9 protein-coding genes are annotated in these 10972 nt (G+C 70.6%); 7 read left to right on the forward strand and 2 right to left on the reverse strand.

Annotation, left to right across the window (positions count from 1 at the left end; genetic code table 11):
* Positions 1–483: 483 nt before the first annotated feature.
* The 7 genes from ABZ857_RS41145 (at position 484) to hpaD (ending at position 8188) form a co-directional block, all read left to right on the forward strand.
* On the forward strand, positions 484–1737 hold the full coding sequence (locus tag ABZ857_RS41145; RefSeq protein ID WP_357055360.1) for an Nramp family divalent metal transporter: 1254 nt from the start codon (positions 484–486) through the stop codon (positions 1735–1737).
* Between the two features lie 57 nt (positions 1738–1794).
* A complete protein-coding gene (hpaH, locus tag ABZ857_RS41150) occupies positions 1795–2580 on the forward strand; it encodes a 2-oxo-hept-4-ene-1,7-dioate hydratase (protein WP_357055363.1) in 786 nt (261 codons plus the stop codon).
* Entirely contained in the window at positions 2565–3347 is a 783-nt protein-coding gene (locus tag ABZ857_RS41155) for an aldolase/citrate lyase family protein (protein WP_357055366.1), read from the forward strand. Before hpaH ends, ABZ857_RS41155 begins: the two co-directional genes overlap by 16 nt.
* Positions 3344–4834 (forward strand): fumarylacetoacetate hydrolase family protein, encoded by a 1491-nt coding sequence (locus tag ABZ857_RS41160; RefSeq protein ID WP_357055369.1) that lies wholly within the window; start codon positions 3344–3346, stop codon positions 4832–4834. The genes ABZ857_RS41155 and ABZ857_RS41160 overlap by 4 nt, the downstream gene beginning before the upstream one ends.
* On the forward strand, positions 4831–5514 hold the full coding sequence (locus ABZ857_RS41165) for a GntR family transcriptional regulator (RefSeq protein WP_357055372.1): 684 nt from the start codon (positions 4831–4833) through the stop codon (positions 5512–5514). Before ABZ857_RS41160 ends, ABZ857_RS41165 begins: the two co-directional genes overlap by 4 nt.
* Positions 5515–5576: 62 nt before the next feature.
* Positions 5577–7100 (forward strand): 5-carboxymethyl-2-hydroxymuconate semialdehyde dehydrogenase, encoded by a 1524-nt coding sequence (hpaE, locus tag ABZ857_RS41170; RefSeq protein ID WP_357055375.1) that lies wholly within the window; start codon positions 5577–5579, stop codon positions 7098–7100.
* A 14-nt stretch (positions 7101–7114) separates the two neighbouring features.
* The gene (gene hpaD, locus ABZ857_RS41175) at positions 7115–8188 is read left to right on the forward strand and encodes a 3,4-dihydroxyphenylacetate 2,3-dioxygenase (RefSeq protein WP_357055378.1); all 1074 of its coding nucleotides are present in this window, start codon (positions 7115–7117) and stop codon (positions 8186–8188) included.
* A gap of 234 nt (positions 8189–8422) precedes the next feature.
* On the opposite strand, the gene ABZ857_RS41180 is transcribed toward hpaD, so the two are convergent.
* Complete coding sequence (locus ABZ857_RS41180; RefSeq protein WP_357055381.1) at positions 8423–9646, reverse strand: FAD-dependent oxidoreductase; 1224 nt, start codon at positions 9644–9646, stop codon at positions 8423–8425.
* Positions 9647–9739: 93 nt separating this feature from the next.
* Positions 9740–10684 (reverse strand): RNA polymerase sigma-70 factor, encoded by a 945-nt coding sequence (locus ABZ857_RS41185; RefSeq protein ID WP_357055384.1) that lies wholly within the window; start codon positions 10682–10684, stop codon positions 9740–9742.
* Between the last annotated feature and the right edge of the window lie 288 nt (positions 10685–10972).

Genomic DNA, 10972 nt, shown 5'->3' on the forward strand with positions numbered 1-10972 from the left:
GCCCACAAGGAGCCGTGGCAGCGGCCACAATAGTGCATATTAGACATGTTTAATAGGTTTGATTGCTATCTCGCCGGTCCGTCGCCGGGCCGCTCACCGCGGGGGCCGGCCCGGTGGCGGGTGGGCTCGCGAGCGGCGCCGCCGAATGTGGCGGCGTCGGCGCTCCGGTTCCGGGACGTCTCCGGGTCGTGCGACCCTCGCTGCTCGCGTCCCGGTCGGCCCCTATTCAACATGTTGAATGTATTTAATGGTTCCATTGTGATGCGAGATCGTATATGGTGCGTGGCGATCGAACGCGGCGGCTGCGACCCGTACCGCGCCAACCGGTCTCGGGGAGGTGGCACACGTGGTGCTCGGCAGAACCGGCGTTGACGAACTCGCGCCGGGTGTCACCGGTGATGTCGCCGGCTTCCGGCCGAGGACCGGACGCCGTCCGTCGGACGGCAGGGTGCGGAGCGGCGCGGCCGGGACAGCGCCCGCGCGATGACTGCCCAGCCCCTGGCCGCCGACATCCAGGCGTCCGTCACCCCTCGGCCGGAGCGTCAGTTGCTCCGGCTGCTCGGCCCCGCCTTCGTCGCCGCGATCGCTTACGTCGATCCCGGTAACGTCGCCGCGAACCTGTCCGCCGGAGCGAAGTACGGCTATCTGCTGGTCTGGGTCCTCGTCCTCGCGAACGCGATGGCGGTCCTGGTCCAGTACCTGTCCGCGAAACTGGGACTGGTCACGGGACGCACGCTCCCCGAGATTCTCGGCGACCGCCTGCCACGACCGGCGCGCCTGCTCTATTGGGCGCAGGCGGAAGTCACCGTGGCCGCCACCGATCTCGCCGAGGTGATCGGCGGTGCCATCGCCCTGGAGATTCTGCTGGGTCTGCCTCTTCCGGTGGGCGGCGTCCTCGTCGGCGTGCTCTCGACGGCCATGCTCGAAATCCACTCCCGCCGTGGCCAGCGCGCTTTCGAGAGACTCGTCATCGGCCTGCTGGTGGTGATCGCGATCGGGTTCGCCGGCGGCCTGCTGGTGAGCCCCGTGAACTGGTCCGGCGCGGCCGGCGGCCTGATCCCCCGGCTGGACGGGGCGCCCACGGTGCTGCTGGCCGCCGGCATGATCGGTGCGACCGTCATGCCGCACGCGGTCTACCTCCACTCGGGCCTGGTGCGCGATCGTCATGGCCACCGCGACGATCCCCGACGTACGAGGCGGCTGCTGAAGGTCACGGGCTACGACGTCGTGGGCGCTCTCGTCGTCGCCGGCGGCGTCAACGTCGCCATGCTGCTCCTCGCGGCGGCGGCTCTGCCGGGCGCGCCCGGCGTCGACACGATCCAGGGGGCCGCGCGCGCCATCACCGCCAATCTCGGGGTCGTCCCCGGCCTCGTCTTCGGAGTCGGGCTGCTCGCCTCGGGGCTGGCATCCACCTCCGTGGGAAGCCACGCGGGAGCGGCGGTCATGGACGGCCTTCTCCACGTCAGGGTGCCCCTCCTCGTGCGACGAGTCGCGACCCTTGTCCCCGCCCTGATCGTGCTGGCGCTCGGCGTCGATCCGACGTGGGCCCTCGTCCTCACTCAGGTGGTGCTCTCGGTGGGAATCCCGTTCGTGCTCGTGCCGCTCGTCTGGTACACGAGCCGGCGGCGCGTCATGGGCGACTTCGCCAACGGTCCCGCTCTCCGTGCCGCGAGCACGGCGGTTTGCGTGGCCGTCGCGGCGCTGAACGTCCTCCTGATCCTCATGGTCGTCACCTAGTCGACGTCGCCCCCTCTCAACGCATGAAATCGTCCACGTTTGTAACGGAGAGTAATCGTGTTGCAGCAAGAACAGATCGAGCGGATCGCCGACGAGCTGCTCGCCGCCGACCGTGACCGGAGCGTCGTGCCGCTCCTGTCCGCCCGCAACCCCGGAATGGAGATCGAGGACTCCTACGCCGTCCAGGCGCTGTGGGCGAGGCGCCGGGTCGAGGCGGGCCACAGGATCGTCGGCCACAAGATCGGCCTGACTTCCAAGGCGATGCAGGCCGCCACCGGGATCACCGAGCCCGACTACGGGGTGATCTTCGACGACATGATCCTCGAGAACGGCGCCGTGATCCCGTTCGACGACTTCTCCAACGTGCGCATCGAGGTCGAGCTGGCCTTCGTGCTGGACAAGCCGCTCACCGGCCCGGCCTGCACCCTGTTCGACGTGCTCGACGCCACCAGGTACGTCGTCCCCGCCCTGGAGATTCTCAACTCGCACATCGAGCTGCAGGGCCGGACCATCGTCGACACGATCAGCGACAACGCGGCGATGGGCGCGATGGTCGTCGGCGGGCGCCCTGTCGCGGCCGACGCGGTCGACCTGCGCTGGGTGAGCGCCCTGCTCTACAGGAACCAGACGATCGAGGAGACCGGGGTCGCCGCGGGCGTGCTCAACCACCCGGCCACGGGCGTGGCCTGGCTCGCGAACAAGCTCGCCCAGCACGGGACCACGCTCGAGGCCGGGGAGATCATCCTGGCCGGTTCGTTCACCCGTCCGATGTGGGTGGAGCGCGGCGACACCGTCCACGCCGAGTACGGCGACCTGGGGGCGATCACGTGCCGCTTCGAGTAGAGCCGACCTTCCGCGACGCGCTCGCCGCGGCCCGCCGGCCACTTGTCGGCATGTGGGTGTGCAGCGGCAGCCCGCTGGTCGCCGAGATCTGCGCCGGCAGCGGACTCGACTGGCTGCTGGTCGACGCCGAGCACAGCCCCAACGGCGTGGAGTCCCTGCTCGCCCAGTTGCAGGCCGTCCACGGCTACCCCGTGACCCCGCTGGTGCGCCCGCCGGTCGGCGACCCCGTCGTCATCAAGCAGTACCTCGACCTGGGCGCGCAGAATCTGCTGATCCCGATGGTCGACACCGCGGAACAGGCCGCGGCGATGGTGAGCGCGGTGGAGTACCCGCCGCGCGGCGTCCGGGGAGTGGGCAGCGCACTCGCGCGCGCTTCGCGCTGGAACCGGGTCCCCGACTATCTGCGCACCGCCCGGGAGACCGTTTCGCTCTATCTCCAGATCGAGTCCGCCGAGGCGGTCGGGAACGTCGAAGCCATCGTCGCCACGCCCGGAGTCGACGGCATCTTCGTCGGACCGTCCGATCTGGCCGCCTCGATGGGTGTGCTCGGAGAGCAGGACCATCCCGAGGTGGTGGCCGCGGTCGAGCACTGCCTCCGGGTCGCCGCGGCGGCCGGCGTCAAGGCCGGCCTCAACGCCTTCGCGCCGGCGCTGGCCCGGCGATACCTCACCGCCGGCGCCGACTTCATCCTCGTCGGCGCCGACGTCCAGCTGCTCGCCCGCGGGAGCGAGAGGCTCGCCGCCGAGTTCATCGAGGAGACGCCGTGAGCAGGATCGAACGACCCGGCAAGATCATCGCTCTGCACCTGAACTACCCGTCCCGCATCGCGCAGCGCGGGCGCACCCCGGCGTACCCGTCGTTCTTCCTCAAGCCGCCCTCGTCGATGGCCGCGAGCGGCGACGTCATCGAGCGGCCGGCCGGCACGGAGCTCCTGGCGTACGAGGGCGAGGTCGCGCTGATCGTGGGCACCCGGGTGCGCCGCGTCACTCCGGAGGAGGGGTGGGCGTCGATCTCGGGGATCACCGCCGCCAACGACTGGGGCGTCTACGACCTCCGTCTCGTCGACAAGGGCTCGAACCTGCGCAACAAGGGCGGAGACGGGTTCACTCCGCTGGGCCCGGAGGTGATCCCGGCCGCGTCGGTCGATCCCACGGCCCTGCGGGTCCGCACCTGGGTCAACGGCGTGCTCAAGCAGGACGACACGACCGCCGACCTGGTCTTCCCGTTCGGGACGCTCGTGGCCGACCTGTCCCAGCTGATCACTCTCGAGCCCGGTGACGTCATCCTGACCGGCACGCCGGCCGGCTCCTCCGTCGCGGTCCCGGGCGACGTGGTGGAGGTCGAGGTCGACGCGCCGACCGCCCCCGGCGCGCCGAGCACGGGCCGCCTGGTCACCAGGGTGGTCGAGGGGACGACGCCGTTCGCCGAGTACGGCGCGAAGCCCCATGTCGACGATCTGCAGCGCATCGAGGCGTGGGGCGACGCAGAGACGGCTGGCGTGACCGTGCCGGGAAATGTCACTGTGCCGGGAAATGTCACTGTGCCGGCGCCGTTCGCCCTGACCGACGAGCTGCGTGACAAGCTCTCGTCGGCCGCCGTGGCGACGATCAGCGCGCAGCTGCGCAAGCTGGGTTATCCGCACTCGTCGATCGACGGCGTCCACCCGCTGGTCCCCGGGACGAAGATGATCGGCATCGCCCGGACCCTGCGCTTCGTCGCTCATCGACCAGACCTGTTCGAGTCGCACGGCGGCGGCTTCAACGCCCAGAAGCAGGCCTTCGACTCGCTGGCGGAGGGCGAGGTGCTGGTGATCGAGGCCCGCGGCGACGCGACCGCCGGCACCGTCGGCGACGTCCTCGCTCTGCGCGCGAAGACGCTGGGCGCCGCCGGAATCGTCACGGACGGGGCCGCGCGCGACTCTGCCGCCGTCGCCGCCATCGGCATTCCGACGTTCGCCCAGGCCGCCCATCCCTCCGTGCTCGGGAGGCGGCACGTCCCGTGGGAGGTCGACGCCACGATCACCTGCGGAGGCGCCGCCGTGGTGCCCGGTGACGTCGTCGTCGGCGACGACGACGGGGTGGTCGTCATCCCGCGGCGGCTCGTCGAGCAGGTCGCCACCGGAGCGGCCGACCAGGAGGCCGAGGACGCGTGGGTCGCCGCGCGGGTGGCGGAGGGCCATCCCGTCGACGGCCTCTTCCCGCTCGACGCCGAGTGGCGCAGGCGCTATCAGGCCTGGCGGGCGGAACAGGCGTGACCCAGACCAGGAGCAAGTCCCGGATCGCCTATGACTGGATCCGCGAGCGGATCGAGTCCGGCCGGTTCTCGCCGGGGTACCGCCTCGTCCTCGACGCCGTCGCGAAGCAGATCGGCGTCAGCACGGTCCCGGTGCGCGAGGCGATACGCCTGCTCGAGGCGGAGGGCCTGGTGACCTTCGAGCGCAACATCGGCGCCCAGGTCGCCTTCATGCACGAGCAGGAGTACCTGTACACGATGCAGACGCTCGCCCTCGTGGAGGGCGCCGCGACCGCGCTGTCGGCACCCCGCGTCACCGGCGACCACATCGCCCGGGCGCGAGCGATCAACGACCAGATGGCCGAGTCCCTGGAGGCCTTCGACCCGCACCGGTTCACCGAGCTCAACCGCGCCTTTCACACGGTGCTCTTCGAGGAGTGCCCCAACCCGCACGTCGTCGACCTCGTCCACCGCGGCTGGAAGCGGCTGACCGTGCTCCGCGACTCCGTCTTCGGCTTCGTGCCCGGTCGCGCGCGCGAGTCCGTCGACGAGCACGAGGCGCTCCTGCGGCTGATCGAGGCCGGGGAGACGCCGCTGACCGTCGAACTCGCGGCCCGCGACCACCGGCTCGGCACTCTCAACGCGGTGCTGGCCTACCAGGCCGACCGCCGGCGCCATGCCACGTCCGGCTCCGGCCGCTGACCCCGATCCACGAACTCACCCGACCCACCCACCCGATCCACTCACCCGGCTCAGGAGCAACCATGAGACAGCACGCCCCCGACGGGCTGCCGGACCACATCCAGCACTTCATCGACGGAAAGTTCGTCGACAGCGTCGACGGCGACACCTTCGACGTGCTCAACCCCGCCACCAACCAGGTCTACATCAAGGCCGCGGCCGGCAAGAAAGCAGACATCGACCTCGCGGTGGCCGCCGCGAAGCGGGCCTTCGACGGCACGTGGCCGAAGCTGCTGCCCCGCCAGCGCTCGCGGGTGTTGCACCGGGTGGCCGACCTGGTCGAGGCGCAGGACAAGCGGCTCGCCGAGCTGGAGACGTGGGACACCGGTCTGCCGATCACGCAGGCGCTCGGCCAGGCCCAGCGCGCCGCCGAGAACTTCCGGTTCTTCGCGGACCTGATCGTTGCCCAGCGCGACGACACCTACAAGGTGCCCGGCCGCCAGGTGAACTACGTGAACCGCAAGCCCAAGGGCGTCGCGGGCCTCATCACGCCGTGGAACACCCCGTTCATGCTCGAGTCCTGGAAGCTCGCCCCGGCGCTGGCCACCGGCAACACCGTGGTGCTCAAGCCCGCCGAGTTCACCCCGCTGTCGGCATCGCTGTGGGCGGAGATCTTCCGCGAGGCGGGCGTGCCGGACGGGGTGTTCAACCTGGTCAACGGCTTCGGCGAGGACGCCGGCGACGCGCTGGTGAAGCACCCCGACGTGCCGCTGATCTCGTTCACCGGCGAGAGCCGTACCGGGCAGATCATCTTCGGCAACGCGGCGTCGCACCTCAAGGGCCTGTCCATGGAGCTCGGCGGCAAGTCGCCGGCCGTGGTCTTCGCCGACGCCGACCTGGAAGCGGCGCTGGACGCCACGGTGTTCGGGGTGTTCTCGCTCAACGGCGAGCGCTGCACGGCCGGCAGCCGCATCCTCGTCGAGCGCTCCGTCTATGACGAGTTCGTGGAGCGCTACGCCGAGCGCGCGAAGAACATCGTGGTCGGCGACCCGCACGACCCGGCGACCGAGGTCGGGGCGCTTGTGCACCCCGAGCACTACGACAAGGTCATGAGCTACGTCGAGATCGGCAGGAACGAGGCCCGTCTCGTCGCGGGCGGAGGCCGCCCGGAGGGCCTGCCCGAGGGCAACTACGTCGCCCCGACCGTCTTCGTCGACGTCGAGCCGGACGCCCGGATCTTCCAGGAGGAGATCTTCGGCCCGGTTGTCGCGATCACCCCGTTCGACAGCGACGAGGAGGCTCTCCAGCTCGCCAACGGCGTCAAGTACGGCCTCGCGGCGTACGTCTGGACGAACGACCTCAAGCGCGCCCACACGTTCTCCCAGAGCGTCGAGGCGGGCATGGTCTGGCTCAACTCGAACAACGTGCGCGACCTGCGCACCCCGTTCGGCGGCGTGAAGGCCTCCGGCCTCGGCCACGAGGGCGGCTACCGGTCGATCGACTTCTACACGTACCAGCAGGCCGTGCACATCACCCTGAACGACGCCCATTCGCCGCGCTTCGGCCGCGGGCCCGAGGCGGCCACGTCCTTCACGACGCAGAAATGAGCGAGGAGAGCACCATGACCACCGACATCCCCACCCCGAAGGCTCCGGCGCCCGACATCGTCCGGTGCGCGTACATGGAGCTGGTCGTCACCGACCTGAAGAAGTCGCGCGAGTTCTACGTCGACCTGCTCGGCCTCGTCGTGACAGAGGAGACCGAGAACGAGATCTACCTGCGGACGTTCGAGGAGTTCATCCACCACAACCTCGTGTTGCGTCAGGGCCCGGTGGCCGCCGTCGCCGCGTTCGCCTACCGGGTTCGCTCTCCCGAGGAGCTCGACAAGGCGGTCGCCTTCTACACCGAGCTCGGCTGCCGTGTCGAGCGCCGCAAGGAGGGCTTCGTCAAGGGCGTCGGCGACGCGGTCCGCGTCCAGGACCCCCTCGGGTTCCCGATCGAGTACTTCTACGAGGTCGAGCACGTCGAGCGCCTCGCCTGGCACTACCAGCTGCACACCCCGGGCGCGCTGGTCCGCCTCGACCACTTCAACCAGGTCACGCCGGACGTCCCGCGCGCGGCCAAGCACATGGTGGACCTCGGCTTCCGGGTGACCGAGGACATCGAGGACGGCGAGGGCACCGTGTACGCCGCGTGGATGCGCCGCAAGCCGACCGTGCACGACACCGCGATGACCGGTGGCGACGGCCCGCGCATGCACCATGTCGCCTTCGCGACCCATGAGAAGCACAACATCATCGCGATCTGCGACAAGATGGGCGCTCTGCGCATCTCAGACCGGATCGAGCGCGGCCCGGGCCGTCACGGCGTCTCGAACGCGTTCTACCTCTACATCCTCGACCCGGACGGCCACCGTGTGGAGATCTACACGCAGGACTACTGGACCGGTGACCCGGACAACCCGCTCGTGACGTGGGACGTCCACGACAACCAGCGTCGCGACTGGTGGGGCAACCCGGTCGTCCCGAGCTGGTACACCGAGGCCTCGACGGTGCTCGACCTCGACGGCAATCCGGTGCCGGTGGTGGAGCGCACGCACACCAGCGAGATGGCCGTGACGGTCGGCGCAGACGGCTTCTCCTACACCCGTGTGGGCGACGTCGAGCGCGGCTTCAAGCTCGGCGAGCAGCTGTGAGCCGGCGGCGGGCGACGTCATCGTGATGATCGCCGGCGCCGGGGCCGAGGACGGCCGACGTGCCTCGACGCGGTGGTGGCGGCTCAGAGGACCTGGGCCGCCACCGCGCCCGCGTACGGGGACGTCCTGCGTACGGCCGGGCAGCCGGCGACTGTCCGGATCTTCAGCAGGCGCCCACGAGCAGGGCCGGCCGGGGACACGGCGGCATCGAGGGAGCTCGCTTCGCTTCGTGCTCTACGCCGGCGCCTTGACGGCCGAGCCCGCCGCGGCCTGCTCCCGGGTGACGCGGCGGCGCCGGGTCGGCAGCCCGAGCGTCGGGTTGGCGACGCCCCAGGCGGCGCTCTTGCAGACCAGTTCCTTGTAGACGGCGGCGAGCCGTCCGGTCAGGACCGCCTGCATGGCGCGGTCGTCGGCGGTGACGTACTGGATCAGGCCCTCCCTGCGGCCCAGTGAGACGCACTGGTTGAAGTAGCGGATCGGCGCGTTCGGGAGCTTCCCGCCGGTCAGGCGCGCCGCGATCGCGTCGGCGGCCTGCCAGGCGGCCGGAGTTCCCGAGGCGCACGACATCCGCAGCGGCTTGTTCCCGGGGCCCATCGCCATGGCCGCGTCGCCGACGGCGTACACGTCGGGGTGCGAGACCGAGCGCATGGTCCCGTCGACCACGATCTGGCCGGTGCCGGTGACCTCCAGGGTGGTCGCCTTCGCGATCGGGTGGACCGCGAAGCCGGTGGTCCACACGGTGACCGCGGCCGGAATGGCCGTGCCGTCGGCGGTGACCACGTGGTCGGCTTCGACGCCGGTCACGGGGACATGCTCGTGCACGGTGATCCCGAGCCTGCCGAAGACCTTCCGCAGGTGCTCGCGGCCCTTGGGGGAGAGCCAGTCGCCGAGGCCGCCGCCGGCGGCGAGGGCGACGTCGAGGTCCGGGCGGGCCTCGGCGATCTCGGTCGCGGCCTCCAGCCCGGTGAGGCCGCCACCGACGACGACCACGGTCTGCCCCGCGTCGAGGCGGGCCAGGCGCTCGCGCAGCCGGAGTGCTCCGGGGCGGCCGGCGATCTCATAGGCGTGCTCGGCGGCCCCGGGGACGCCCTGGGCGTTCCAGCCGCTGCCGAGGGCGTAGACGAGCGTGTCATAGGCGAGTTCTTCGGCGCCGGACCCGGGCGCGGTCACGTCGGCGCCGTTCGCGTCGACGACGGCAACGGTCTTGCGGTCGACGTCGACGCCGGTGACCTTCGCGAGCCTCAGTTCGACGCCGGTGCCCGCGAACATCTCGCTCAACGGCCGGGGCTTGAGGGTCTGGCCGGCCGCCAGCTGGTGCATGCGGACGCGTTCGACGAAGTCAGGCTCGGCGTTGACGAGGGTGATGGCGACGTCCTCGCGGCGAAGCCGCTTGGCGAGGCGCCCGGCGGCGATGGCTCCGGTGTATCCGGCTCCGAGGACGACGATGCGGTGCTGCATGGCCCTTGCTCCTGTCTTGCGCGATTTGCCCCTTGAACCGGGCGGCGCGCCATTTCCTGACAGGAACGCGATGTGAAGCACCTCACATAGCGATCAGAGGGCCTCGAACAGGGGCTCCCCGTGGTCCGTGGCGGCCCAGTGCGCGGTCGCGCGTTCGAGCTTGTCGGGATTGACCTGGCTGCGGACCGCGGCGATGCCCCCGGCGGTGAGCTCCAGGCACATGACACCGACGACCCGGCCCTCCACGACGGCCACGACGGCGGGATCGCCGTTGGCGGTCCAGATGTAGACCTCGGGCGTGCCGCCGACCATGGCGCGCTTGACCTCGGCCGGTTTGAACAGGCCCCGCAGGAACTTCGCGACCGCGACGGCGCCCTCGAACGCCTTGGCGCGGGCCGGGATCTTCCCGCCGCCGTCGCCGATCGCGATGGCGTCCTCCGTGAGCAGGCGCACGAGCGGCTCGATACGGCCGGTGGTGGCGGCCGCCAGGAACTCCTCGACGATGCGCCGGGTGGCGGCCTCGTCGGTCGCGGTGCGGGCCTTGCCGTCGGCGACGTGCTTCTTGGCCCGGTGGAAGATCTGCTGGCTGGCGGCCTCGGTGATGTCGAGGATCTCGGCGATCTCCCGGTGTGGGTAGTCGAAGGCCTCCCGCAGCACGTACACCGCCCGCTCGTTGGGGGACAGGCGCTCCATGAGGGTGAGGACCGCGTACGAGACCGATTCACGCTGCTCGGCGGTGTCGGCCGGGCCGAGCATCGGGTCCCCGGCGAGCAGCGGCTCGGGAAGCCACTGGCCCACATAGGTCTCGCGGCGCGCCCGCGCGGAGCTGAGCTGGTTGAGGCACAGGTTGGTGAGGACCTTCGTCAGCCATGCCTCGGGGACCTCGACGTGGTCGACGTCGGCGGCCTGCCAGCGCAGGTACGTCTCCTGCACGGCGTCCTCGGCCTCCCCGGCGGAGCCGAGAAGGCGGTAGGCGATGGCCTCCAGGCGCGGCCTGCTGGCCTCGAACCGGTCGACGTCGTTCGCGGTCAAGGGCATGACCCCGATCCTAGATCGCGCGGTGCGAACCGACGCCGCCACCTACGGTCATGCCGTACCTCACGGGGGTCGTCCCGCTCAACCGGCTCACAGGCGCGGGTTTCGCTTGACGCGAAAGAACCTGAGGACGCCGGGCCGATCGATCCAACTAGAGTGGAGACTCCGATTCAGGCTCAGTCCGGAGGGAGCCGACATGTTCGAGAGGTTCACCGACCGTGCGCGGCGGGTTGTCGTCCTGGCCCAGGAAGAGGCCCGGATGCTCAACCACAACTACATCGGTACTGAGCA

The organism is Microbispora sp. NPDC046933, from assembly GCF_040644635.1.
Taxonomy (GTDB): domain Bacteria; phylum Actinomycetota; class Actinomycetes; order Streptosporangiales; family Streptosporangiaceae; genus Microbispora.

Excerpts from the sequence above, each read along its gene's own strand:
- ABZ857_RS41145 (WP_357055360.1), top strand. The coding sequence starts at position 484 with ATGACTGCCCAGCCCCTGGCCGCCGACATCCAGGCGTCCGTCACCCCT.
- hpaE (WP_357055375.1), top strand. The coding sequence starts at position 5,577 with ATGAGACAGCACGCCCCCGACGGGCTGCCGGACCACATCCAGCACTTC.
- hpaD (WP_357055378.1), top strand. The coding sequence starts at position 7,115 with ATGACCACCGACATCCCCACCCCGAAGGCTCCGGCGCCCGACATCGTC.
- ABZ857_RS41180 (WP_357055381.1), bottom strand. The coding sequence starts at position 9,646 with ATGCAGCACCGCATCGTCGTCCTCGGAGCCGGATACACCGGAGCCATC.
- ABZ857_RS41185 (WP_357055384.1), bottom strand. The coding sequence starts at position 10,684 with ATGCCCTTGACCGCGAACGACGTCGACCGGTTCGAGGCCAGCAGGCCG.